The sequence below is a fragment of the Humibacter antri genome (assembly GCF_054777235.1).
In genome coordinates, this window is sequence record NZ_BAAHAW010000039.1 from 1 (window position 1) to 23,401 (window position 23,401).

21 protein-coding genes are annotated in these 23,401 nt (G+C 67.6%); 14 read left to right on the forward strand and 7 right to left on the reverse strand.

Features of this window, described 5'->3' with window-relative positions; all coding sequences use genetic code 11:
- The 3 genes from ACYVDK_RS14810 to ACYVDK_RS14820 form a co-directional block, all read left to right on the forward strand.
- Positions 1 to 1,083 (forward strand): hypothetical protein (locus ACYVDK_RS14810; RefSeq protein WP_460523092.1); only part of this gene is annotated, 1,083 nt, incomplete at its 5' end.
- Positions 1,084 to 1,353: 270 nt separating this feature from the next.
- A complete protein-coding gene (locus tag ACYVDK_RS14815) occupies positions 1,354 to 1,782 on the forward strand; it encodes a hypothetical protein (RefSeq protein ID WP_460523094.1) in 429 nt (142 codons plus the stop codon).
- 225 nt (positions 1,783 to 2,007) lie between these two features.
- Positions 2,008 to 2,895, forward strand: a complete 888-nt coding sequence (locus ACYVDK_RS14820; RefSeq protein ID WP_460523096.1) for a class I fructose-bisphosphate aldolase — start codon at positions 2,008 to 2,010, stop codon at positions 2,893 to 2,895.
- A 118-nt stretch (positions 2,896 to 3,013) separates the two neighbouring features.
- Here ACYVDK_RS14820 and ACYVDK_RS14825 read toward each other — a convergent pair whose 3' ends face one another.
- Complete coding sequence (locus tag ACYVDK_RS14825; protein WP_460523098.1) at positions 3,014 to 3,580, reverse strand: TetR/AcrR family transcriptional regulator; 567 nt, start codon at positions 3,578 to 3,580, stop codon at positions 3,014 to 3,016.
- A 56-nt stretch (positions 3,581 to 3,636) separates the two neighbouring features.
- Between ACYVDK_RS14825 and ACYVDK_RS14830 the strand changes: the two genes are divergently transcribed.
- The gene (locus ACYVDK_RS14830) at positions 3,637 to 4,119 is read left to right on the forward strand and encodes a GNAT family N-acetyltransferase (RefSeq protein WP_460523100.1); all 483 of its coding nucleotides are present in this window, start codon (positions 3,637 to 3,639) and stop codon (positions 4,117 to 4,119) included.
- Between the two features lie 10 nt (positions 4,120 to 4,129).
- Here the strand turns inward: ACYVDK_RS14830 and pntB are convergent, their stop codons facing one another.
- Complete coding sequence (gene pntB, locus ACYVDK_RS14835) at positions 4,130 to 5,509, reverse strand: Re/Si-specific NAD(P)(+) transhydrogenase subunit beta (RefSeq protein ID WP_460523232.1); 1,380 nt, start codon at positions 5,507 to 5,509, stop codon at positions 4,130 to 4,132.
- A gap of 56 nt (positions 5,510 to 5,565) precedes the next feature.
- Positions 5,566 to 7,134 carry an NAD(P) transhydrogenase subunit alpha gene (locus ACYVDK_RS14840; protein WP_460523102.1) on the reverse strand — a complete coding sequence of 523 codons (1,569 nt, stop codon included), beginning with the start codon at positions 7,132 to 7,134 and terminating at the stop codon, positions 5,566 to 5,568.
- A gap of 95 nt (positions 7,135 to 7,229) precedes the next feature.
- Here ACYVDK_RS14840 and ACYVDK_RS14845 point away from each other — a divergent pair, with 95 nt between their 5' ends.
- Positions 7,230 to 8,444: an acetyl-CoA C-acetyltransferase gene (locus ACYVDK_RS14845; protein WP_460523104.1), complete on the forward strand. Its 1,215-nt coding sequence runs from the start codon at positions 7,230 to 7,232 to the stop codon at positions 8,442 to 8,444.
- A 264-nt stretch (positions 8,445 to 8,708) separates the two neighbouring features.
- Here ACYVDK_RS14845 and ACYVDK_RS14850 read toward each other — a convergent pair whose 3' ends face one another.
- The 3 genes from ACYVDK_RS14850 to ACYVDK_RS14860 form a co-directional block, all read right to left on the reverse strand.
- Entirely contained in the window at positions 8,709 to 9,554 is an 846-nt protein-coding gene (locus tag ACYVDK_RS14850) for an EamA family transporter (RefSeq protein ID WP_460523106.1), read from the reverse strand.
- Positions 9,551 to 10,432: an alkaline phosphatase family protein gene (locus ACYVDK_RS14855; RefSeq protein ID WP_460523108.1), complete on the reverse strand. Its 882-nt coding sequence runs from the start codon at positions 10,430 to 10,432 to the stop codon at positions 9,551 to 9,553. The genes ACYVDK_RS14850 and ACYVDK_RS14855 overlap by 4 nt, the downstream gene beginning before the upstream one ends.
- Before the next feature lie 151 nt (positions 10,433 to 10,583).
- Positions 10,584 to 11,447 carry a type 2 periplasmic-binding domain-containing protein gene (locus ACYVDK_RS14860; RefSeq protein WP_460523110.1) on the reverse strand — a complete coding sequence of 288 codons (864 nt, stop codon included), beginning with the start codon at positions 11,445 to 11,447 and terminating at the stop codon, positions 10,584 to 10,586.
- Between the two features lie 169 nt (positions 11,448 to 11,616).
- Between ACYVDK_RS14860 and ACYVDK_RS14865 the strand changes: the two genes are divergently transcribed.
- Together ACYVDK_RS14865 and ACYVDK_RS14870 are read left to right on the forward strand one after the other, a co-directional pair.
- Complete coding sequence (locus ACYVDK_RS14865) at positions 11,617 to 11,772, forward strand: hypothetical protein (RefSeq protein WP_460523112.1); 156 nt, start codon at positions 11,617 to 11,619, stop codon at positions 11,770 to 11,772.
- A gap of 73 nt (positions 11,773 to 11,845) precedes the next feature.
- On the forward strand, positions 11,846 to 12,418 hold the full coding sequence (locus tag ACYVDK_RS14870) for a YbhB/YbcL family Raf kinase inhibitor-like protein (protein ID WP_460523114.1): 573 nt from the start codon (positions 11,846 to 11,848) through the stop codon (positions 12,416 to 12,418).
- A gap of 153 nt (positions 12,419 to 12,571) precedes the next feature.
- Here ACYVDK_RS14870 and ACYVDK_RS14875 read toward each other — a convergent pair whose 3' ends face one another.
- On the reverse strand, positions 12,572 to 13,774 hold the full coding sequence (locus ACYVDK_RS14875) for an MFS transporter (RefSeq protein WP_460523116.1): 1,203 nt from the start codon (positions 13,772 to 13,774) through the stop codon (positions 12,572 to 12,574).
- 216 nt (positions 13,775 to 13,990) lie between these two features.
- Between ACYVDK_RS14875 and ACYVDK_RS14880 the strand changes: the two genes are divergently transcribed.
- From ACYVDK_RS14880 to ACYVDK_RS14910, 7 genes are all read left to right on the forward strand, one after another.
- Positions 13,991 to 15,439, forward strand: a complete 1,449-nt coding sequence (locus ACYVDK_RS14880) for a magnesium chelatase (RefSeq protein ID WP_460523118.1) — start codon at positions 13,991 to 13,993, stop codon at positions 15,437 to 15,439.
- On the forward strand, positions 15,432 to 17,585 hold the full coding sequence (locus tag ACYVDK_RS14885; RefSeq protein WP_460523119.1) for a vWA domain-containing protein: 2,154 nt from the start codon (positions 15,432 to 15,434) through the stop codon (positions 17,583 to 17,585). Before ACYVDK_RS14880 ends, ACYVDK_RS14885 begins: the two co-directional genes overlap by 8 nt.
- Before the next feature lie 11 nt (positions 17,586 to 17,596).
- Positions 17,597 to 18,334 carry a siderophore-interacting protein gene (locus tag ACYVDK_RS14890; RefSeq protein ID WP_460523120.1) on the forward strand — a complete coding sequence of 246 codons (738 nt, stop codon included), beginning with the start codon at positions 17,597 to 17,599 and terminating at the stop codon, positions 18,332 to 18,334.
- Positions 18,335 to 18,628: 294 nt separating this feature from the next.
- Complete coding sequence (locus tag ACYVDK_RS14895; RefSeq protein WP_460523121.1) at positions 18,629 to 19,936, forward strand: alpha/beta hydrolase; 1,308 nt, start codon at positions 18,629 to 18,631, stop codon at positions 19,934 to 19,936.
- Positions 19,937 to 20,079: 143 nt separating this feature from the next.
- Positions 20,080 to 20,760 carry a DedA family protein gene (locus ACYVDK_RS14900; RefSeq protein ID WP_460523122.1) on the forward strand — a complete coding sequence of 227 codons (681 nt, stop codon included), beginning with the start codon at positions 20,080 to 20,082 and terminating at the stop codon, positions 20,758 to 20,760.
- Positions 20,735 to 21,889, forward strand: a complete 1,155-nt coding sequence (locus ACYVDK_RS14905) for an acyltransferase family protein (protein WP_460523124.1) — start codon at positions 20,735 to 20,737, stop codon at positions 21,887 to 21,889. Before ACYVDK_RS14900 ends, ACYVDK_RS14905 begins: the two co-directional genes overlap by 26 nt.
- 44 nt (positions 21,890 to 21,933) lie before the next feature.
- On the forward strand, positions 21,934 to 23,217 hold the full coding sequence (locus ACYVDK_RS14910) for an alpha/beta hydrolase (RefSeq protein ID WP_460523126.1): 1,284 nt from the start codon (positions 21,934 to 21,936) through the stop codon (positions 23,215 to 23,217).
- The last annotated feature ends 184 nt before the right edge of the window (positions 23,218 to 23,401 follow it).

A 23,401-nucleotide genomic window follows, 5' to 3' on the forward strand; every position in this document is an offset into this window, starting at 1 on the left:
CGAACGCCGCCAGCTCACACTGGCAGCCTGACCAACCAACCACCTGTCCGGGAACAGGGGTCAACCTCAGTCCTGCTTGTCAGCTCGTTCCCGTACGCCGTGCGCCCTTCCGAACTCGACACCGCGTTGGACAGTCTCGCATCAGCCCGCGAGCGGGATCTCCCGCCTGGCGCTGTTGTCGCCGCACTGAAAGTCCTTGATGACGCGTTCCTGGCGTCCCATAAGGACAAGTACGCTGGCGCGGTATCGGTCTCTGTGACCAACCCCTCGGTGTCGGACTTCGCCGCGTCCTGGCTACGAGAACATCCGCATGATGCGCTTCTCCTAATTAGCAGCGTCAAGTACTTCGAGCAGCTCGATTGGATCCGCGTAGAGATAGTGCTGACTGCCGCGCCCGCGACACGAACGGTGTTGGAATCAGCCCTGCGAGAGGCCGTCATGCGCTGCTTTCCGGTCGAGCCGGTTCTCGGTGAGCGCTTCCGACCTAACCGCTCGGCAACCTACTTCTGGCGTATCAGCCCCGAGGTCCGCCTGCAGTTCGCCATGGCCGTCGGACGCGAACTCAAGAGTCAGGATGCCAACTACGACAGCTGGCTCGCGCTGGTTCGCCAAGCCGCGCGGCAGCGATGGCAAGACGGCGAGGTCGGGGATCTAGAGGCAGCACTCGAACTTCTTGCCGGGGATTCCGACCGCAACGAAGACGTGACCGCTGCGGCAAACGCGCTCGTCCACGCGGCTACGACCGCGAGCGACTGGCGTGCAATCGCCGACTGCCTTCAAGACGAACCAGAGCTGATCACAGTGCCCATGCGGGAAATTGCTGAGTTATTCGACGGCTGGGCAACCGAGGAACTTAGGGCGCCAGACGGAATTGCCGACGAAGATGCGTTTGGCGAACTGGAGGCGCTCGCCGAGGGTCTCGGAGTTAGCCATTCAGACTTGCTATGGCAAGAGGCATACGATGCGATCCGAGCCCGTTTCGATGCTGAAGAAACGTACGTTCCACAACATCCAGACGCCAACGTGGCACAGCCGGACGCATCCCGGATCGATGCACTCTTCGCGCACTTCGACAGCCTGTGACAGCCCTTGACGCTTGGCGCGCTTGCGGGCGGTTTGAACTGACGCGTGTGTGTCCTGGTTGTGGGTCAGGCAGATCACGCATGTTCCCGTAGACAGGGAAGGTGACAACGAGCGCTCCTGATCCGTGGGCGCTGGACCGTTGTCCGCCTGCCGCGTGGCTGATCTCGATCTGTCTAGATGCCAGGGCATCCGTTGGCGGCCGGAGCGCGCTGCAGCGCTTCTTCGGCGTACAGCCCGCCGCCGGAAGCGGCCCGCTCGTGGTATATCGGAGTGTTAGGTGAAATCGAAGCGGCGGCCGCTCTTGACCCCCTCGGAGCTGGGCGGCGGGTGATCCGCTCGGTTTCAGTCGGCGAGCATGGCGCTGACATCAACCACGTGGTGATCGGTTCGCCTGGGGTGTTCTCGATCAACACGAAGCGGCAAGTTGATGGCCCGATGTGGGTTTCGCCGATGCTGGTGAAGGCCAACGGCCTGCTCGTTGTTGCGCTCGCGGCTGTCGTTGCCGGCTGGGAGACCATCGACCGCTTCTTCCACCCGGTCGATATCCGCAACGCTTGGCTACTGATCGCCACCGGCCTCGTCGGCTTCGTCGGCAACGAGATCGTCGCGATCTATCGCATGCGCATGCCAATTTCTCCAGCCGTTCGAGCAGCGCAACGAGTTCCGCCGCCTTGCCGGCTCTATTGCAATAGCTTCTAATCAGTCCGACAGAAACACACGGGTGAGGTGTTGCTCCATCACCGGAGTTTTGCAGCACTCAGCCCTGTTCAGCGTTGTGCCAGTCGCGGCTACCTTGCAAGGCTGCGCGCCACGGATCGCGCTGGACGTTCTGCACCGGCCGGCCCCCTCTTGCGAAAGACCATCTCCAGGCATCGTTCTGCGGCGTAGCGTGACCTCAACACGTCGTCACGTCGAGGAGGGCCCATGCCGAACGCGGAGCAACTGAACCGCTTCGAGACGGGTCGCGGATTCGTCGCCGCGCTCGATCAGAGCGGTGGCAGCACGCCGAATGCCTTGCGCCTCTACGGCATCGAGACCTCGGAGTACTCGAACGATGACGAGATGTTCGACCTGATCCACGCCGAGCGGGTGCGCATCATCACGAGCCCGGTCTTCACCAGCGAGCGGGTTCTCGCCGTCATCCTTTTCGAGAACACCCTCGACCGCGAGATCGACGGTCGCGGCGCTGCCGACTATCTCTGGAACGGAAAGGGCATCGTGCCGTTCCTGAAGATCGACAAGGGTCTCGAAGACGCCGCGCAGGGCGTGCAGCTAATGCGCGACATCCCAGCGCTAGCGCCACTGCTCGCCCGCGCGCGAGACGCCGGCGTGCTCGGCACCAAGGAGCGCTCGGTCATCCACGGCGCCGACGACGATGGCATCCGCGCCATCGTCGACCAACAATTCGCCGTCGCCGGGCGTGTGCTCGCGGCCGACCTTCTGCCCATTCTGGAGCCCGAGGTCGATATCACCATCGCTGACAAGGCAGACGCGGAACGGATGCTCAAGGACGCCATCTTCGAGCAGCTCCCCGCGTTGGGTGACCGCAAGCTGGCGGTGAAGGTCTCCATTCCGACTGTCGACGGTTTCTACAGCGACCTCATCGAACATCCGAACATCGCCAGAGTGGTCGCGCTCTCGGGTGGCTACACGCAGCAGGATGCCGACGCCCGGCTCGCCCGCAACCCCGGGCTCATCGCCAGCTTCAGTCGCGCCCTCTTGCAGGGTTTGACCATCCAGCAGGGTGATGAGGAGTTCACGCACACTCTCGACACCTCTATCCACGCGATCTACGACGCCTCTATCAGGTGAATGCGTCAGCACCTCCGAGCATCCATCCCGGGAGCACATCGCTTTCTCGTCGGCCGGGGCGTCATGCACGGAATGTGCGGGTCCGCGATCGTGACGACGACCGAGCGTGGACGCCCGCCTAATCGGCCAGGCGGCGCAGTGCGTCGCGGAACGCGGCATCCACCCGGTCGCTTTCCCCGGTGGCCAGCAGGTCGAGCATGCTGCCGCGCAGCAACGCGAGCACGGCCGTCGAGCGTCCACATTCGCGGTCTGAGGCGCCGTCGGCGGACTCGAGCATCTCGAGCCAGTCGCGCACAGTGTCGGCGGCGAAGCCGGCCAACGGGCCGTCCTGTGTGATCAACGAGCGCCCGTACGCCTCGACCCACAGGTTGAGCAGGCGGCCGTGCTCCGGCGCAGCGAGCCAGTCCCACACATTCCCCGTGAACGCGGCGAGGTTCGCGTCGGCGGACGTGCGGCGCACATCGTCGAGCATCGCGAGCTCGTCAGCACGTGCCTCCGCGAGGATGGCGCGCACCACACCTTCCTTGCTGCCGAACAGGAACATCAGCACGCCCGCGCTCGTGCCGATCGCATCGGCGAGCGGTCGTAGCGACAGGTCGGACAGCCCGTGCTCGGAGACGTACTCGTAGGCGCGGCGAGCGAGTTCGCGGCGCCGGGGCGAGGCATCCGTTCTGTCTTCGGGCATGTCGCGATAGTATCGCAACTGGAACAACTGTTTCAGTTGATTCGGAGGAGGATGACATGGACGTCACCGTGCGCATCGCGGACCAGCCGGGCGACCTCGGATGGATCGTCATGGCCAACGCCGAGGTGTACGCACAGCAGTTCGGCTGGAGCACCGACTACGAGGCGCTCGTGGCGCGCATCGTCGCCGACTTCGCCGAAGGCTCAGGACCCGAACGACAGCGGGCCTGGATCGCAGAGATCGACGGCCGACGCATCGGCTGCGTGATGTGCGTCGACGCGGGGAAGGATGTCGCCCGCCTGCGCCTGCTGCTCGTCACGCCCGACGGTCGCGGCCTCGGTGCAGGCAGCGCGCTGGTGGATGCCTGCCTCGGCTTTGCACGCCGCTCCGGCTACCGCGCCATCGTGCTCTGGACCAACTCGGTGCTCGAGTCCGCTCGACACATCTACGAGCGCGCCGGATTCGAGCTCGTCGCCGAGACCCCGCACCACAGCTTCGGCGCCGACCTCGTCGGTCAGGACTGGGAGCTCGCCTTGTGAGCGGTCGGGCTCACCTTGCCGGACGGCCGGCCGCTTCCGACTGGCTGGTCAGCACCTTGAGGATGTCTTCCACCCGCTCCTTCGCGTCGCCGAACAGCATCTGGGTGTTGTCCCGGTAGAACAGCGGGTTGTCGACACCGGCATAGCCCGCTGCCATGGACCGCTTGAACACGATGACGTTCTCCGCCTCCCAGACCCGCAGCACCGGCATCCCCGCGATGGGGCTGCCCGGGTCTTCGGCGGCTGCCGGGTTCACCGTGTCGTTCGCACCGATCACCAGAGCGACCGAGGTCGACGCGAAGTCGTCGTTGATCTCGTCCATCTCCATCACGATGTCGTACGGCACGCGCGCCTCGGCCAGCAGCACGTTCATGTGCCCAGGCAGGCGACCGGCGACCGGATGGATGCCGAACCGCACGTCGACCCCTTGCTCACGCAGCCGCCGGGCGAGTTCGGCGACCGGGTACTGCGCCTGGGCGACGGCCATGCCGTACCCGGGCGTGATGATCACGCTCGACGCGCCTTCCAGCATCGCCGCTGCACCGGCGGCGTCGATGTCACGGTGCTCTCCGCCAGGGGCATCCGATTTCGACGGCGCCTCGATGCCGAATCCGCCGGCGATGACCGACAGGAACGACCGGTTCATCGCCTTGCACATGATGTAGGAGAGATAGGCGCCGGAGGACCCGACGAGTGCCCCGGTGACGATCAGCAGGTCGTTGTTCAACAGGAAGCCCGCGGCCGCCGCGGCCCATCCGGAGTAACTGTTCAGCATCGAGATGACGACCGGCATGTCGCCGCCGCCGATCGAGGCGACCAGGTGCCAGCCCAGCGCGAGGGCGAGCGCCGTCACGACGATCAGGAGCCACAGCTGCGGTGCGGTGATGTACCAGACGGTGAGGGCGACGAAGACGACGAGGGCACCGATGTTCAGCCCGTTCTTGCCGGGCAGCATGAGCGGCCTCGAGGAGATGCGGGCGGAGAGCTTGAGGAACGCGACGACCGACCCGGTCAGGGTCACGCCGCCGATGAACACTCCGATGAAGACCTCGCCGTGGTGCACGCCGAGGAGGTCCGCAGGGATGCCTGTCGTATCGAGCGCGCCGTTCCACCCGACGAGCACCGCTGCGGCGCCGACGAAGCTGTGGAACAGGGCGATGAGCTGAGGCATGCCCGTCATCTCCACGGTTCGCGCCCGCCATAAGCCGATGATCGCGCCGATGATGATCGCGACGACGAGAAGAGTGACCCCCAAGGGCAGCGACGACGAGCCCCATGCCCTCGTCAGTACGACGATGACGGTGGCCACGAGGGCTATCGTCATGCCGATCATGCCGTACACGACTCCGCGGCGGGAGGTCTGGTGCTTGCTGAGCCCGGCGAGGCTCATGATGAAGAGGAGCGCGGCGACGATGTAGGCGGCGTCGGCGACCGCGGTGGCCGCCTTCACCTCTCGCCCGCCTTCGTGAACATGGCGAGCATTCGACGGGTGACGGCGAACCCGCCGAACACGTTGATGGATGCCACGAGCACGGCGACGGCGGCTATCACCTGCACGACAGGCGAGGGCGCCATGATCTGCACCATCGCGCCGACGATGATGATGCCGGAGATGGCATTCGTGACGCTCATCAACGGGGTGTGCAGCGCGTGCGCGACATGGCCGATCACGTAGAACCCGACGACCACCGCGAGCACGAGAACGAGGAAGTGCTGCGGCAGGGGCGGCGGTGCGAACGCGCACACCGCGAAGAGGGCGGCGATTCCGAGCGCGATGAGCGCTGTCACGGCGCCCGATGACAGCCTTCGTTTCGGCTCGTGCGCCTTCGGCTTTTCGGCCGTCGCCTGAGTGGGCGCCGCAATTGGCACCGGAGGGGGCGGCCAGGTGATCGAGCCATGGCGCACGACGGTGACGGCGCGCTGCACGACGTCGTCGAAGTCGATCACGAGGCGGCCGTCGTTGCCCGGCGTCAGGATCTTGATCAGGTTCAGCAGGTTGGTGCCGTAGAGCTGGGACGCCTGCGTGGGCAGCCGCCCGGCGAGGTCGGTGTAGCCGAGGATGGTCACACCGCCGGGAGTCACGATCCGTTCGCCGGAAACCGAGCCCTCGACGTTCCCGCCCTGCGCAGCGGCCATGTCGACGATGACGCTGCCCGGTTTCATGGTGGCGACATCCGCAGCGGTGATGAGGCGGGGCGCGGCACGACCGGGGATGAGCGCGGTGGTGATGATGACATCCACGTCGGCCGCCTGCTCCGAATAGATCTCGGCGGCGCGACGGTCGTACGCCTCGCTGGTCGCCTTGGCGTACCCATCGGTGGACTGTTCGACGGCGACGTCGACGGGCAGGTACTCGCCGCCGATGGAATGCACCTGGTCGGCGACCTCGGGTCGTGGGTCGGTCGCCCGCACCACGGCGCCCATGCTGGATGCCGCGCCTATCGCCGCGAGACCGGCGACGCCGGCTCCTGCCACGAGCACCTTCGCGGGAGGCACCTTGCCCGCCGCGGTCACCTGGCCGGTGAAGAAGCGGCCGAACTCGTGTGCCGCCTCGACCACCGCCCGGTAGCCGGCGATGTTGGCCATCGAGCTGAGCACATCCATCGACTGCGCGCGGGAGATGCGCGGGACGGCATCCATCGCGAGGGCGGTGAGGCCGCGGGAGGCGAGAGACTTCAGCAACTCGGGACTCAGCGCCGGGCTGAGCATGCCGACGATCGTGGCGCCGTCTTTCAGACGGGCGATGTCGTCGGAAGTCGGCGGGTTGATCCGCAGCACGACGTCGCACGCCCACGCTTCGGCCGTGTCGACGATTGCGGCGCCGGAAGCGACGTAGGCCGAATCGGGGAAGGAAGCCCGTACTCCCGCCCCGCTCTCGACCAGGACCGTGTAGCCGAGGGCGGCGAGTTTCGCCACGGTGACCGGGGTCGCTGCGGCGCGCGCTTCGCAGTCGGGTTCTCTGACGATTCCCATGCGGAGTGGGCTGCTGTTCCGCTCCGATGCGGTGCTTTCCATGATTTGACCATAGGGGAACTTCCCCGGGTGGCAGGGGTGTGTCGTGCGCGCTCGTCGATCGGGACATGCCGGGCAAGATGAAAGGCATGGGACGGATGCCTGAACTTCGCGACGTCGTGATCTGCTCGCCTCTGCGCACCCCGGTCGGTCGCATGGGCGGAGCGCTTGCACCGGTGTCGGCGCTCTCACTTGCCGAGACCGTGCTGCGAGCGCTGCTCGAGAGAACCGGAATCGACCCTGCGGTCGTCGAGGGCGTGATCGGCTCGCAGGGGTACCCGACCATGGAGGCTCCCGCATTCGGCCGGGTCGCCGCGCTGAACGCCGGGTTCCCGGTGACCACCACTGGATATCAGCTCGATCGCCGCTGCGGCTCGGGCTTGCAGGCCGTGATCAACGCCGCGATGGAGGTGCAGACCGGGGCCGGCGACGTGCTCATCGCGCTCGGCGCCGAGTCGATGTCGAACGCGCCGCTGTACACGGACCAGGGTCGGCGCGGCATCCCGTCCGGCGGCCTGATGCTGCACGACGCGCTCGCCCGCGGGCGAGCGACGGCCGGCGGCAGGTCGTTCGCGACACCGGAGGGCAACGTCGGATCGGCCGAGCAGCTACGACGCGACTACGGGATCCCGCGGCAAGCGCAGGATGAGGTCGCGTTGCGCTCGCATCAGCGCGCCGTCGCGGCGCAGGAGTCGGGCGCTTTCGACGACGAGCTCGTGCCCGTGACCGTGCCAGGACGGCGAGGGGAGACGATCGTCGACCGGGACGAGCATCCACGAGCCGACACTTCGCTGGAGGCGCTGTCGGCGCTGCGTCCGATCCTCGGCCGGGACGACCAGGACGCGACCGTCACAGCCGGCAACTCGAGCGGGCAGAACGACGCGGCAGCCGCCGCAATCGTCACGACGCCCGAGCGTGCGGACGACCTCGGGCTGACGCCGCTGCTTCGGCTGCGCTCCTGGGCGATCGCCGGCAACGATCCGCGCATCTTCGGCGTCGCGCCCGTGCTGGCAGCGAACCGTGCCCTGGAGCGCGCAGGCATCACGTGGGCGGACTTCGACGTGATCGAGCTCAACGAGGCCTTCGCCGTGCAGGTGCTTGCGTGCCTGGCCGACTGGGGGATCGACGCCGAAGACCCGAGACTGAACCCGCGCGGCAGTGGCATCTCGATCGGGCATCCGATCGGCGCTACCGGACTGCGGATGCTCGCCACACTCGCCCACGAACTCCCCGCTCTCGACGGCACGCTGGCGATCGAGACGATGTGCATCGGCGGGGGACAGGCGCTCGCCGCCGTGTTCGAGCGGGTGTAGCCGTCACTGCTCTGCGGCCGGTGCTCGTGCGCGGCACCCGAACCGTGCGGTGAATCGGAGACACGCCGATCTGGGTCGTGGATGCGTTTTCCGGCCGCACCCTTCGGCGTGTCTCCGATTCACCGCACGGGTTGTCGCCGCGTGTGCGGATGCGATGGTCAGAAAGGCCCGGTGTCGATCGACGCCGCTCGAGGCCGGGCACGCCATGGAGCCGGGCACGCCACGGAACCGGGCACGCCTCGCAGCCGGCCAGGTGGGCCGGGGTCACGCTCCGACGCGGATCGCCACGATGCCGATCACCGCGCACGCCGTCGCCACGGTGCGCCAGCGGCTGAAGCGCTCGCCGAAGAAGAGCAGCCCGATGAGCCCGGCAGCGAGCACCCCGGTCTCGCGCAGCGCTGAGACGAGGGCGAGCGGCGCGACCGACTGCGCCCACACCACGATCGTGTAGGCGACGAGCGAGAGCACTCCTCCGATGCCGCCACGCACGGCGTTGCGTCGGATCGCGTGCAGGAACGACCGCCGGTCCCGCGACAGGGCGAAGCACGCGACTGGCAGGGCGAGCCCCTGCAGGAGAAAGAGCCATGACGCGTAACTCAGCGCGTCGCCCGAGACGCGAACGCCGACCCCGTCGACGATCGAGTAGGCGGTGATCGTGGCGCCGACCGCGATGGCGAGCAGGATGCCGTGGATGCTCGTGCGCCCGATCCCGACGACGGCGAGCGTGAGCAGCGCGCCCGCCACGACGGCCACACCGGCCAGTTGGACGCCCGACAGCCGCTCCCCGAGGAACGAGACGGCGATCACGGTGACACCCAGCACGGCGATGCCTCTGGTCAGCGGGTACGCGCGGCCGAACTCCGTCTTCGCGTACGCGGCGGTGAGCAGGATCAGGTAGAGCATCTGCACCGAAGCGGAGGCGAGGAGGAACGGCCAGGCACCCGACGCGGGCAGCGGGAGGAACAGGCATCCGATCGTGCCCCCGACCAGGTAGACGAGACCGATGAGCGCGGAGGAGACCAGCCGGTCGGGGATCGCCTTCGCGATCGCGTTCCAGGCGCCGTGCATGACGGCCGAGCCCAGGACCGCCGCGAGGACGACGCCGTTCATGTCGTGGGCATCGCTACGGTCACACGTCGTCCGAACGGAACACCCTCGAACCCGGCATCGGCGGGCACCCCGATGTCGAACACCTGCAGCAGGTGGGGTGCGACATCCGCATGATCCACGACGGCGTCCTCGGAGTGGACGATGCCGGGGCCCGCCGCCGCGAGCCACGCGTTGCGCTCTTCGACGCTGTCGCCGCCGTGGTGACCGGCGTCGCGGTGCCCGTGGTCGGTGAGCACGATCACCGTCCACTCCTCGTGGTCGCGCTCCGGACGGGCGGCGATGGCCGCCAGGAGCACCCCGAGCTGCTCGTCGCACGTCTCGATCGCGCTGCGGTACCGCGGCGTCACGCCCTCGTGGTGCCCCACCATGTCGGGCAGCACGAAATACGAGAACACGACCGAGTGATCGCGGGTGAGGAGCTCGCGCGCGGTTCTGGAGGCGACTGCCTCGTCGATGACCGCGACGGCGTCCGGCTCGCCGTCCTCCGCGCCCGCCGGGAACTCCGGGCGGAAACCGGCGGGACGGAACAGCGGTCCACCGCTTGCCTCGGTCACCAGTGGACCCCAGCCTGCCGCGGCGAACGTCGTCGCCCAGGGCAGGGCATCTCGAACCCTGGTGAGGAAGTCGGGATAGCGCTCGAACCGCCGCGTGCTGAGGTCGTTGTCGTCGACGCCGTGCCGGTCGCGGTAGACGCCGGTCGCGACCGTGGACCACACCGGCCCGGAGATGGTCGGATTCTTCGCATGCACCGACACGGTCGACAGAAATCCTCGCGCTGCGATGCGGTCGAGCCACGGCGTATGAGCGCGGCGCAACTCGTCGTCTCGAACGCCGTCCCACGCGACCACCAGCACGTGTCGCCGTCGCACCTCGACCATCCGCCGCTCCTCTCGCATCCGGGCGTCTCGACTTCGCCCGACGGGTGATGAGGCTACGCGTTTGCGGCACCCGAAGGATGCCGGTGCACCGATATATGCATCGGGTCGGCCTATGGTCGCGGCTGACCGGGTGACGCGCCGCCGAGGTTCCTCAGTGCTCGGCGACGAGGTCGAACAGCGCCGCGCAGATCGCGGAGTCCTGCTCGGAGGCACGGCAGATCATCCGCTCCTCGATCGGGATCGCGGGGTCGCGGATGTCTACCATCACCAGCCGCGGATCGTCGAGAAGCTCGTTCTCGGCGATGACGGCCACGCCGAGCCCTGCGGCGACCGCGGCGAGTGCGCCCTCCCTGGTGTCGACGACGAGCGTGGCATCCAGAGCCTCGTCCTGCACCGACGCCGCAGCCGCCTCGAGTGCGGCGCGGCTCGCACTGCCCTGCTCGCGCAGCACCAGGTGTTCCGGCAGCAGCCGACGCAGCCCGACGGACTTCTGATGCGCCAACGGATTGTCCACGTGCACGACGGCCACGAGCGACTGGCGGTCGACCACGACGGAGACGAGGTCGTCTGCGTGGGGGATGCCAGCGGCGATGATGACGTCCTCGTCGCCGGATCTGAGTCGCTGCAGGAGCTCGGCGGCGTTGCCCGAGCCGAGGCGCACGCGTGCATCGGGCAAGCGTTCGCGCAGCCCGGCGATCAGCGGAACGGCGTGCACCGGGGCATCCGCCCCCAACCGCAGCTCGATGCCGTCCAGCCTGTGCGCGGACTCCAGCACTCGCCGGGCTTCGGCTTCGAGAGCGAACAGCGGGAGGCTGATCTCGCGAAGGCGCTCTCCCAGCGGTGTGAGCAGTGTCTTGCCGTCGCGCCGGTCGACGAGAGTGACGCCGTATTCGGACTCGAGACCGGACACCTGCTCGGAGACCGTGGGCTGACGCACGCCGAGTGAGCGAGCGGCGGCTGTGAAGCCTCCGGTCGCGGCCACGGCGTCGAAGGATCTGAGCTGGCTCAAGCGCATAGGCAGATCCTATGCATCCATCACTGTCGATCGTTCGGCTTGTCGTGATCAGGCGGAGGCGCCGTGCGTGCTGAAGCAGTGCATGGAGTCGTCGTGAGAATGGGACTGCCGCACGCGCCGGGTCGCGTGCCAGGCTGGGAGGAGGAACCGCGCCACCCAAGGGGGAACAATGAGCAAGTTCACGGACAGCGTGCAACGGCTGTTCCATCGACCGAGAGCGGACAGCACGCCGGTGGAGCAGAAGCAGGAGTCGCGCTGGGAGGGTGAGGGCGGGGCGCTTCACCCCGATGACGAGCAGGACGACCCGGAGGCGCGAGAGCGCTAGCCGGCGGCGATCCGCGAGCACGCTAGCCTCTGGATCGGCGCACCGGCGGGTGCACCAAGGAAAGGACGACCCGATGTCTCTCGCGGAACTGCTGGTGACCCCGCTCGGCTGGATGCTGCGCGGCAGGCGCTCGAAGCCGGAACGCAGCGTTCAGTTCAGGCCGGAACTCGCCGCATCGGCGACACTCACGGTCTCGTCGCCCTCGTTCGAGGCGGGGCAGAGCATTCCTCGCCGCCATTCGGGCATCGGCCGCGGTCCGAATGTGTCACCTGAGCTGCATTGGAGCGCACCGCCCGAGCGCACACGACAGCTTCTGCTCATCGTCGAAGACACGGATGTGCCGCTGGACTCGCCGATCATCCACCTGATCGCGCTGCTCGAGCCCGGCAGCACGCACGGAGTCGCCGAGGGAGCGCTCACCCCCGGCAACCTCGCGGTGCATTACGTGCCTGCGTTCCGCGGCTGGGTCGCCTATCAGGGGCCGCGCCCGTTTCCCGGTCACGGTGCGCACCACTACGGTTTCCACCTCTACGCGCTCGATGTCGAGTTGGACGCCGACGCGTTCGGAAGCCTCGGCGACTTGCTGCCCGCCGTGGCCGGCCACGTGCTCGCCTCGGGGTGCCTGTCGGGCGTGCAGTCCGCCTGACTCCACTCGAACCGCCGGGCTTGCCGGAGGAGGCGCACCGACGTACGGCTCAGGGGTGCCCGGCTCAGGGGTGCCCGGCTCAGAGTTGGTCGTCTCAAAGCTGGTCGGCTCAAGGCTGTCCGGCTCAGAGGTGGTCGCCTCAGAGGCAGTCGCTCAGAGGTGGTCGGCCCGCTTGCCGACGATGGCGGCCGACGCGATGAGCGAGATGGCGTAGAAGCCGAACATGGCCAGCCCCATGTTGAAGCCGTTGTCCGTGCCCAGAAGTCCCAGCAGAGGCGCGGAGATCGCTGCCGCCACCAACGAGCTCGCCCCGATGATCGCGGCTGCGATGCCCGCGAACTCCTGGTGACCGTGCAATGCGATGGCCTGATTGTTGGGCGTCACGAGTTGCTGGAACCCGATGCACAACCAGGAGGTGATCGTCACTCCGATCAGCCCGAGCGTCGGAGCCGCGATCATCATCAGGCCCGCTACCACGAGAGCCCCGGTCAGGCCGATGACGGCGACGCGGTGCGGCGTGCGGCTGCGCAGGAGCCGCGGACTGATGCGGTTCATGCCGAGCATGACGACCGCGCCCCCGGCCAGGATGAGGCCGTACGTCTGCTGCGAGACCCCGTACCAGTCCTGCGCCACGAAACTGAGGCCGGAGATGTAGCAGAAGCTCGCCGCCATCATCGCCGCCTGCGAGATCGTCGAGCCGACGAAGAGCCGGTCGCGGCCCAGCGAGCGCACTCCTGTGAGAAAGCGAACCTGCTTCAGTGCGCGCCTGTTCGACTGTGTCTCCGGCAACGCGATCGCCGCTGTGATGGCGAGCGCTGCCGCCATCACCGCCTGGATGAGGAAGATGCCGTGCCAGTCGGTGTAGAGCAGCAGCGCCGAACCGATCAGGGGCGCGACGATCGGCGCGCCCGTGGCGACGAACATGATCGTCGAGTACCGCGTGGATGCGCTGCGGCCGGTCGAGATGTCGCGCACGATCGCCATGGCGATGGCTGGGGCTGCGGCCGATCCTGCGCCTTGCAGGGCGCGGAAGACGACGAGCCATCCGATGTCGGGAGCCACGGCGGAGAGCACGGAGAACACCGTGTGGGCGATCAGCCCGATGATCAGCGGTGCGCGCCGGCCGAAGGCATCCGACAGGGACCCGAAGATGACCTGGCCGATCGCCATGCCGAGCAGCGAGCCTGTGAGGGTCATCTGCACGGCCACCTCGGTCGTGCTGAACTCGTGCGCGATCTGCGGCAGCGCCGGCAGATACATGTCGGTGGTCATCGGACCCAGTGCCGAGACGATTCCGAGCAGCACGATGAGGCCGCGACGTGACGGTGCGGGGCCTGCGTGGGCGTTGTCTGACATTCGGGAGCGACGTTCTCGGGGAGAGCGCGACAACGGCGTCGCTGGTGGGGAGCGGAGAATGCCCGCGTTCGACGTGGGCACCGTGATCTATCAATAGCACGGAACCGGATGCCTTCCGGCCGCAACGTTTCGTGCTGCTCCCGCTTGCCTCGCTCTGGCATGCCGGCGAAAACTCGGGACACCCCGCGGGTGGGGACACCGTGCGTATCGTGGAGCATGACGCCCGCGCACGAGACGTACTCCCCGGCCCCGAACGTTCCGACCGGTTCAGCGGCTGCTTCCCCGGAACCGCGGGTGGGCACCCTGGGTGAGCTGAGGGCGTCGGGCCACGTGCAGAAGCCGGTGCGGGTCGAGGTGCGTGACAACCTCCTGGCGAAGCTGCGCGCAGGCGAGGACCCGTGGCCGGGCGTGCACGGGTTCGAGAGCACGGTCATCCCGCAGCTGGAGCGCGCGCTCATCGCCGGCCACGACATCGTGCTCCTGGGCGAACGCGGGCAGGGCAAGACGCGGGTGCTGCGTACGATCGGGGGGCTGCTCGACGAGTGGACGCCGGTCATCGCGGGAGCCGAGCTCGGCGAGCATCCGTACCAGCCGATCACCCACGCCTCGATCCGGAGGGCCGCCGAGCTCGGCGACGACCTGCCCGTGGCATGGCGGCACCGTAGCGAACGGTATGTGGAGAAGCTCGCAACGCCCGACACCTCGGTCGCCGACCTGATCGGCGACGTCGACCCGATGAAGGTCGCCGAAGGGCGCTCGCTCGGCGACCCGGAGACGATCCACTTCGGGCTCATCCCGCGCAGCCACCGCGGCATCGTCGCGATCAACGAGCTGCCGGACCTGGCCGAGCGCATCCAGGTGTCGATGCTGAACGTGATGGAGGAGCGGGACATCCAGATCCGCGGCTACGTGCTGCGCCTGCCGCTGGATGTGATCGTCGTCGCCAGCGCCAACCCCGAGGACTACACCAACCGCGGCCGCATCATCACGCCGCTCAAGGACCGGTTCGGCGCGGAGATCCGCACGCACTACCCGCGGCAGCTCGGTGCGGAGATCGCCGTGATCCGGCAGGAGGCGGAGCTGGTCGCGGATGTTCCCGATCACCTCGTCGAGATTCTCGCCAGGTTCACCCGCAACCTGCGCGAGTCCAGCTCGATCGACCAGCGCAGCGGGGTCAGCGCCCGGTTCGCGATCGCCGGTGCCGAAACCATCGCCGCCGCTGCGCTGCACCGCGCGACGGCATGCGGGGAGAACGACGCCGTCGCACGCGCCGTGGACCTCACGACGGCCGTCGACGTGCTGGGCGGCAAGATCGAGTTCGAGACCGGGGAGCAAGGCCGCGAGTCGGAGGTGCTCACCCATCTGCTCCGCACGGCCACCGCCGACGCCGTGCGTGCGCACTTTCGCGGCATCGACTTCGGGCCGCTCGTCGCCGCGATCGAGGGCGGCGCCATGGTGGCCACCGGCGAACAGGTCACCGCGGCCGAGTTCCTGGCCGGGCTGCCGATGCTCGGCGAGTCGCCGGTATACGACGAGGTAGTGGATTCACTGGATGCCCGCACCGACGGCGAGCGCGCCGCCGCCATCGAGCTCGCCCTCGAGGGCCTCTACCTGGCACGCAAGATCGGCAAAGACACCGACGGTGACGAGACCATCTATGGCTGAGCATCCGCCCGGCAGGCCGCATCGTTCTGCGCCGAACCGCTCAGCGCCGGACCACTCGGGGATCAGCCGGTTCCACCGCTATCAGGGCGGGGATCCTCTCGCGCCCCCCGTCGACCTCGCCGAGGCGCTGGACGCGATCGGCGAGGACGTCATGGCCGGGTATTCGCCCGAGCGCGCCCTCGGCGAGTTCCTGCGCAGAGGCGGGCGCGACCTGACAGGCCTCGACGACCTGTCACGCCGAGTGGCTGAACGACGCCGAGATCTACTGCGGCGACACAATCTCGGCGGCACGCTGCAGGAGATCCAGAAGCTCCTCGACCACGCTGTGCTTCAGGAGCGCAAACAGCTGGCCCGCGACGTCGACATGGACGACACCGACCGCTCATTCGCCGAGATGCGGCTCGACAGCCTGCCGACCTCGACGTCGGCAGCGGTGAACGAGCTCAGCGACTACGACTGGCGCTCGTCGCAGGCGCGAGCCGACTACCAGAAGATCAAGGACATGCTCGGCCAGGAGCTGCTCGGGCAGCGGTTCTCAGGGCTCAAGCAGACGCTGCAGAACGTCACAGACGAGGACCGTGCGTCGGTGAACACGATGCTCACCGACCTCAACCGGCTGCTCGACAAGCACCGTCGCGGCGAGGACACGCCCGACGACTTCGCCGCATTCATGGCCGAGCACGGGCAGTACTTTCCCGAGAACCCGCAGAACGTCGACGAGCTGATCGACCTGCTCGCCGCACGGTCGGCCGCGGCGCAGCGGATGCTCAACTCGATGACCGAGGAGCAGCGGCAGGAGCTGATGCAGCTCTCCGCCCAGGCGTTCGGGTCGCCGCAGCTCATGGAGCAGCTTGCCGGCCTCGACGCGAATCTGCAGGCGCTGCGCCCCGGGGAGGACTGGAGCGGTTCCGAGCGCTTCGACGGCGACCAGCCGCTCGGGCTGGCAGAGGGCACCCAGGTGCTCTCCGATCTCGCCGACCTCGACGAACTCGCCGAGCAGCTCTCCCAGGGCTACGACGGCGCCCGCCTCGACGACGTGGACCTCGACAAGCTGGCGAGACACCTCGGCGATGACGCGGCCGTCGACGCACGAACACTGCGCGACCTCGAACAGGCGCTGCGTCGCAGCAACACGTTCCGCCGCGACTCGCAGGGCAACCTGCAACTGACGCCGAAGGCCATGCGGCAACTCGGCCAGGCACTGCTGCGCGACATCGCGAACCGGATGTCGAAGCGCAGGGGAGAGCGCGACGTGCGGCTCGCAGGCTCCGCGGGGGAGACATCCGGGGCGACGAAGCAGTGGGAGTTCGGCAGCACCGAGCCATGGGACATCCCGCGCACCATGCTGAACGGGGTGCTGCGCCGCGCGTCGGGAGGCGCAACGCGCCGCCGCATCGAGTTGGACGACATCGAGGTGGAGGAGACCGAGTCGCGCACGCAGGCGAGCGTCGCCCTGCTCGTCGACACCTCGTTCTCGATGGCGATGGACGGCCGGTGGGTTCCGATGAAGCGCACCGCGCTCGCACTGCACACACTCATCCGCACCCGCTTCCGCGACGATCGGCTCGAGCTCATCGGGTTCTCACGCCACGCCCAGGTGATGGAGATCGAGGAGTTGACCGGGCTCGACGCCATGTGGGACAAGGGCACCAATCTGCACCACGCGCTGCTTCTGGCGAACCGGCACTTCCGCAAGCATCCGGATGCCCAGCCGGTGCTGCTCATCGTCACCGACGGCGAACCGACCTCGCACCTCGAGGCGGACGGCTCCGTGCGGTTCGCCTACCCGCCGCACCCGATCACGATCGCGCACACCGTTGACGAACTGGATGTCTCCATGCGGCTGGGCGCGCAGATCACGATCTTCCGGCTGGGATCCGATCCGGGGCTGGCCCGATTCGTGGACGGGCTCGCTCGACGGGTCGGCGGCCGCGTCGTCGCCCCCGAACTCGACGACCTCGGAGTCGCCGTGGTGGACAGCTACCTGGGATCGCGCGGTCCGCGCCGCAAACGCGGCGGTGACGGCGATGCCGGCTCGGACCTCTTCGGCGGCTCCAGCGACAGTATCGGCGGCGCGGTCGGCGGAGGCTACGACGGCTACGGCGGTGGCTGGTTCGGCGGCCGCGGCTTCTGGGTCGACCAGTAGGCTTCAGACCCATGGCCGCGAACTGGCAGCGAGGCGTGCTGAAGGCCATGGGCGTGAAGAACCACCCGGTCGAGGTGGTCGGCATCACGGACTTCACGCCGTGGTACCGGCGCATCCGCGTCGTGGCACCCGGGTTCCTCGACGGCTTCGAACTGCACCCCACCGTATGGGTGCGATTGTGGGTGCCGTCACCCACCCGCGACAAGCTGGTACAGCGCGGGTACACGATCGTCGAACCGAACCAGCAGACGGGCGAGTTCAGCCTCGACTTCGTGCTGCACGAACCGACCGGATCTGCGGCGTCGTGGGCGAAGGATGCCCGTATCGGCACGCGCGCGCAGGTCGCGCACACGCCGCAGCGGCTCGCCATCGACTCGCGGGTGCACACCATCCTGCTGGCCGGCGACACGACGGCCGTACCGGCGATCAACACCGTGCTGGAAGCGGCGCCCGACCTCGACAAACATGTGGTGATTCAGGATGCCCACGCCGATCGGCACGCGCTGCCCCTGTCCGGGGACGCGCGCACGACACTGACCTGGGCGGCACCCGATGACGGAAGCGTCGTTGCCGCGCTGTGGGCGTCCGTTGCGGGAGCGAACCTCGACCCCGAGCACACCTACCTCTGGGCTGCGGGCGAGCGGCGCCTGGTCAAGGCGGTTCGCGACCACGCCAGGACCGCGCTGGCGCTCGGCCGCCACCGACAGCACACGCAGTACTACTGGATCCGCGGGCACTCTGCTGGCTAGCAAGCGGCGCTTCCGCGCTACGCGGCTGGCTAGCAAGCGGCGCTTCCGCGCTACGCGGCTGGCTAGCAAGCGGCGCTTCCGCGCTACGCGGCCGGCTGGCAAGCGGCGCTTCCGCGCCACGCGGCCGGCTGGCATGTGGCGTCTCGACGCCTCGCGGGCCAGTTGGCGAGGGGCGTTTCGGCGCCGCGCGGGCCGACTAGCAGATGTCCGGAGTCGTGTCCTTATCCTGCTTTCATCTGCCTCTGCGAAGGTGAGGGTTCGTTCGCGACCACGAGAGCAGGAGCAGGAGCACGCATGCTGGGGGATCCGCTGCACTGGTTGTTGACGCTCAGGATCGACAAGAGCAGTTTCCTGATCCCGCTCTACGTCATCGTTGCGCTGTTGGGCCTGTACTTGCTGGTGAAGTCGCCGCGACCCCGTTGGCTGTTGCGCTCCTTCGGAGCGGCGGTGCTGGGAGCGGCCGTCGGCCTGCTCGTGGCATGGCTGGTCAGCGACGTGTGGAATGCTTTCGGGCTTCCCTTGACCGCGGTCACACGCATGTGGGTGGCGATCGCCTTCGCCGGGGTGTTCCTCGCGATCGCGAACCTGTGGGGCACCCGATGGTGGCGCAAGGTCGTCGCCATCATCATGATCCCTGCCGTTCTGCTGGTTGCGGCAGCAGGCATCAACGTGGATTACGGCGCGTACCGCGACCTGAGCGATGCCCTCGGCATCGTCCCCTACCCGAAGATGCCCGCGTCGCATCTGACGGCGCACTCCGGTGCGATGGACCCGAACCTCGGCAAGGACTGGCGACCGCCGGCCGGGATGCCTGCTCATGGACTCGTCGGAACCGTGCACATCCCGGCCACGCATTCGCAGTTCGCCGCGCGTAAGACGGTGGTGTACCTCCCCCCGGCTGCGCTGGTGCCGAACCCTCCGGTGCTTCCGGTGGTGATGCTGTTCGCCGGCCAGCCCGGCGCGCCCTCGGATGTCTTCACCTCCGGTCGCGCCGCTGCGACCTACGACGCGTTCGCCGCTCGACACAACGGGCTCGCTCCGATCGTGGTCGCCGCCGACCAGCTGGGCCACCCCGGACAGAACCCGATGTGCGTCGACTCCCCACTCGGGAACTCGGCCACGTACCTGACCGTTGACGTGCCGAACTGGATTCGCACGCACCTACCGGTCGCGGAGAGCGGCAGATACTGGGCGGTCGGCGGGTACTCGCAAGGGGGAACCTGCGCCATCCAGTTCGGCGCCGGTCATCCCGAATTGTTCGGCTCGATCATCGACGTGCTCGGGGAGCTGGAACCCACCATCGGCCCGAAGACTGTGGCGGAGGGCTTCGGCGGTTCCGCTGCCGCCTACAAGGCGGCGAAACCGCTGACGTTGCTGGCCAAGCACGCACCGTACCGGGACAGCTTCGCGATCTTCGGGTCCGGCGCGCACGACGTGAAGTACACGCACTATGCCAGGCAGATGAACACTGCGGCGCAACGCGCAGGGATGAGAACAGAGCTGATCATCTCCGCCGCCTCCGGACACGACTGGAACACCGTTCGCTACGTGTGGGCGAAGGCCTTGCCACAAGTGGCCGATCGGATGGGCCTGGCGAAGTGACACGCAGCCTGCACCGCTGATTGTGCACGTGTCGGTGAACTCACCGCTGATCCACATGTGCGTCGGCTGCCACCTTTGCCGGTTCTTGGTGGCGGACCGACACCGTGGAAGGAGTAGGGCGTCACGAGTTCGAAAGGCATCAGATGATTGTTCACACCGGTATTCCGCTTTTGGATGCCTCGAGCTGGCTGCACGCCTTCGGCCCCTGGGTGCTGGTGGGCATTGCGGTGCTCGTGTTCGTGGAGTCCGGGTTGCTGTTCCCGTTCCTGCCGGGTGACTCACTGCTGATCACCGCGGCGATCCTCGCTCCCCAGCTGGGCATCCAGGCGTGGACGATCGCGCTCGTGGGGATAGTCGCCGCGATAGCGGGCGACCAGGCGGGGTACTGGCTCGGAAAGCGATTCGGGAGACGCCTGTTCAGACCGGGTGCACGCATCCTGAAGCCGCGGCATCTGACGCGTGCCGAAGAGTTCTTCGGCAGATATGGCGGCCCTTCGCTGTTGCTCGGCCGGTTCGTGCCGATCGTGCGAACGTATGTGCCGCTGGCCGCCGGCGTCGCGAAGATGCGTTACCGGAGATTCCTGCTCTGGAACGTGCTGGGCGCAGCCTCCTGGTGCATCGTGATGGTGGTGCTCGGGCTGCTGCTGGGCGGCATACCGTTCGTGGTCAGCAACATCGACGCGCTCATGGTGCTCGTTGTGGTGGTCTCTGTGCTGCCGATCGTCGTGACCGCACTGCTGCGACGGTTGAAGAACCGGCGCGGGCGTGTCCGATCGGAAGCCGTCGTCGAGGAGGACCGTGAGCGGATCACCGTCGACAGCTGAACCGGTTCTGAAGGGTGAGGACCAGCCGCGTCACGAGAACGCGGAAACCCCTGCCCGGGCCGATGAGACTGCTTCAGGCGGACACGCGCGGTCGGGGGCGATCGACGCCGTGCGGGTGGCGGGCATCCTCGCGGTGATAGCCGGCCACACCCTGGGCACCCCGCTGGTGCGACCGCTGCTGTACACGTGGCATGTGCCGCTGTTCTTCATTCTGGCCGGCTTCTTCTGGGCCCCTCATCGCCCGTTCGCGGTGGAGCTGCGCAAACGCTCACGAACGTTGCTGCTGCCGTACGGGGTGTGGTTCGTGCTGATCGCGATCCCGTTCCTTACCCTGGATCCACTGCTGGAATCCACCACCTGGCAACGACTCCTGCTGCCCTTCTGGAACGGGCAGCGGTCTGCGATGCCGTACACGACGTTCTGGTTCATCGGCGTGCTCTTCATGTGCTGCCTGCTGCTGCGGCTGCTGTGGAGGGCTCCCCGGTACGTGGTGTGGGCGGTCGCGGTTCTGGCCGCCGCCGCGGGATGGCTTTTCGGGCCCCAGCTTGCCGAGACGCCCTTCTCGATCGGGTCCGCGCTGCCCTGCCTCATCTACCTCATGCTCGGCTGGGCGTTTCGCCGTCTCCACGATCGGATGATCACGCCGCAACGCCTGACACGGGCGGTTCTGATCAGCCTCGGAGCGCTCGCGGTCGTCGCCGGCTCTGTGGTGTCGGGGGTGTCGCGGCCGGTGGACATCAAGCAAGGCGACTACGGCACGCCGGCGCTGAGCACGATCAGCGCCGTGGTGATCGCGTGCACCCTTGTACTGGTGGCGGAATGGGTTTTCACGCGCCTGCCACGGCGGGCGTCGCTCGTTGCCACTGTGTTGGCGTGCGGCGGGTTCATGGTCGTGCTCGTTCACCCGGTCGTACTCTGGGTCATGCAGCACTTCGTGCCGCCGACTCCCGACTGGTTCGTCTTCGCGATCTGCGCGCTCGTACCGTGGACCGCTGCACTGATCGTCGTGCGCACCCCGTTCGCCGGTTGGCTCAGCGGCACGCCACGGTTACGCGCCGTATCCGGCGAATATCGCGCGACGACGAGCCTGCCTGCCGAGCGCGGTCGTACAGCGCCGAACGTCATCTGACATACGAGCATGGAAGGACCACTCAGATCAACGCGATCCTTTCCATGAACATCGTGACAGGCCCGTTCATCGTCACAATGTTCGCGCTGTCTGGGGCACTCCTGGTCGTCCTTCTGGTGCGCCCACCGTCGAAACGGTGGCTCGTGACGAGTCTTGCCGCCGTGGCGTGCGGTGGGATGCTCGCGGTCGTGACCTGGCTCATCCTCGTGCGATGGATGCACGTCGTGCCGATCCCGCTGAGCCATGTGGTCTACTTCTGGTTCGCGGCGACCCTCGTAGCGGTCGCCGTGGCAGTCGCCAATCTGTGGCGCTCCCGGTGGTGGCGTAAGGCGATCGCAGCACTCTCGGTGATCGTCTTCCTCGTCACGGGGTCCGCGGCCGTCAACGCTGTTTTCGGGATCGACCGCACATTCGGCCAGTTCCTCGGCGTGACCGTGCCGCACCCGATTCCCCTCACACCACCGACCGCCGCGGCCGGAATGGTCTCCGACTACAAACCGCTGGCGGCGACCTGGGAGCCGCCGTCGGACATGCCGCGCCAGGGGCGAGTCGGCACCGAAGTGATCCCGGGCACGGTCTCCGGCTTCCACGCCCGACCGGCCGGAATCTACCTCCCGCCGGCCGCGCTGGTTCCCGGCGCTCCCGCGCTTCCCCTGGTCATCATGATGATGGGGCAGCCGGGCAACCCCGACCCGCACTTCGCGGCGAAGATCCTCGACGAGTTCGCCGCCCGGCACAACGGCCTGGCTCCGATCGTGATCGTCGCCGATCAGCTGGGCAGCCCCTCGGTGGACACGCTGTGCCTGAACACGACCGAGTTCGGCCGGGTCGAGACATACATCACGAAAGATGTCGTGGATTGGGCTCTCGCGAACCTGAACGTCACGCATGATCATCGCTACTGGACGATCGCCGGGTATTCCAACGGCGGTCAGTGTGCCATCTCGATGATCGCCAAGCATCCCAAGCTGTGGTCGAACGTGCTGGACATCTCCGGCGAGGAGTTTCCCGGCAGCGACTATCCGGCGCCTGTTCTGCGAAACATCTTTCATGGCGACCGGGCCGCGTATGACGCGCAGAAGCCGATAAACATCCTCGCCAAGATCAAGCTGCCAGGAACATTCGGGGTCTTCACCGTCGGGTCCAATGACTACACCTACCTCCCCGGTGTACGACGTACATATGCCGCGGCGTCGGACGCCGGCATGGACGCCGTCTACTACGAGGTGCCCAACGGAGGCCACGTGCTGCGCGCTCTCAACGGGGGACTGCGGAAAGGATTCGGACTGCTCTACCCGAGGCTCGGACTGTCGACGGGAATGCCGTGAACCGGGTCGCCCGACGGGGAACTCTGCACGATCAAGATGACGTAGTCGATCACGTCAAGTGGTGGAGGATCCAGGAAATCGAACCTGGCGAGGCGCCCCGATAGGCGCATCCCCCCTGTACTCGATGAGCGCGTACTCGATGAGATACGTACTCGACGAGCACGTTTACTCGACGAGCACCGAG

Excerpts from the sequence above, each read along its gene's own strand:
- ACYVDK_RS14850 (WP_460523106.1), bottom strand. The coding sequence starts at position 9,554 with ATGAACGGCGTCGTCCTCGCGGCGGTCCTGGGCTCGGCCGTCATGCAC.
- ACYVDK_RS14820 (WP_460523096.1), top strand. The coding sequence starts at position 2,008 with ATGCCGAACGCGGAGCAACTGAACCGCTTCGAGACGGGTCGCGGATTC.
- ACYVDK_RS14895 (WP_460523121.1), top strand. The coding sequence starts at position 18,629 with ATGCTGGGGGATCCGCTGCACTGGTTGTTGACGCTCAGGATCGACAAG.
- ACYVDK_RS14890 (WP_460523120.1), top strand. The coding sequence starts at position 17,597 with ATGGCCGCGAACTGGCAGCGAGGCGTGCTGAAGGCCATGGGCGTGAAG.
- ACYVDK_RS14825 (WP_460523098.1), bottom strand. The coding sequence starts at position 3,580 with ATGCCCGAAGACAGAACGGATGCCTCGCCCCGGCGCCGCGAACTCGCT.
- ACYVDK_RS14855 (WP_460523108.1), bottom strand. The coding sequence starts at position 10,432 with ATGGTCGAGGTGCGACGGCGACACGTGCTGGTGGTCGCGTGGGACGGC.
- ACYVDK_RS14870 (WP_460523114.1), top strand. The coding sequence starts at position 11,846 with ATGTCTCTCGCGGAACTGCTGGTGACCCCGCTCGGCTGGATGCTGCGC.
- ACYVDK_RS14845 (WP_460523104.1), top strand. The coding sequence starts at position 7,230 with ATGCCTGAACTTCGCGACGTCGTGATCTGCTCGCCTCTGCGCACCCCG.
- ACYVDK_RS14875 (WP_460523116.1), bottom strand. The coding sequence starts at position 13,774 with ATGTCAGACAACGCCCACGCAGGCCCCGCACCGTCACGTCGCGGCCTC.
- ACYVDK_RS14860 (WP_460523110.1), bottom strand. The coding sequence starts at position 11,447 with ATGCGCTTGAGCCAGCTCAGATCCTTCGACGCCGTGGCCGCGACCGGA.
- ACYVDK_RS14840 (WP_460523102.1), bottom strand. The coding sequence starts at position 7,134 with ATGGAAAGCACCGCATCGGAGCGGAACAGCAGCCCACTCCGCATGGGA.
- ACYVDK_RS14865 (WP_460523112.1), top strand. The coding sequence starts at position 11,617 with ATGAGCAAGTTCACGGACAGCGTGCAACGGCTGTTCCATCGACCGAGA.
- ACYVDK_RS14900 (WP_460523122.1), top strand. The coding sequence starts at position 20,080 with ATGATTGTTCACACCGGTATTCCGCTTTTGGATGCCTCGAGCTGGCTG.
- pntB (WP_460523232.1), bottom strand. The coding sequence starts at position 5,509 with ATGAGCCTCGCCGGGCTCAGCAAGCACCAGACCTCCCGCCGCGGAGTC.
- ACYVDK_RS14910 (WP_460523126.1), top strand. The coding sequence starts at position 21,934 with ATGAACATCGTGACAGGCCCGTTCATCGTCACAATGTTCGCGCTGTCT.
- ACYVDK_RS14880 (WP_460523118.1), top strand. The coding sequence starts at position 13,991 with ATGACGCCCGCGCACGAGACGTACTCCCCGGCCCCGAACGTTCCGACC.
- ACYVDK_RS14885 (WP_460523119.1), top strand. The coding sequence starts at position 15,432 with ATGGCTGAGCATCCGCCCGGCAGGCCGCATCGTTCTGCGCCGAACCGC.
- ACYVDK_RS14830 (WP_460523100.1), top strand. The coding sequence starts at position 3,637 with ATGGACGTCACCGTGCGCATCGCGGACCAGCCGGGCGACCTCGGATGG.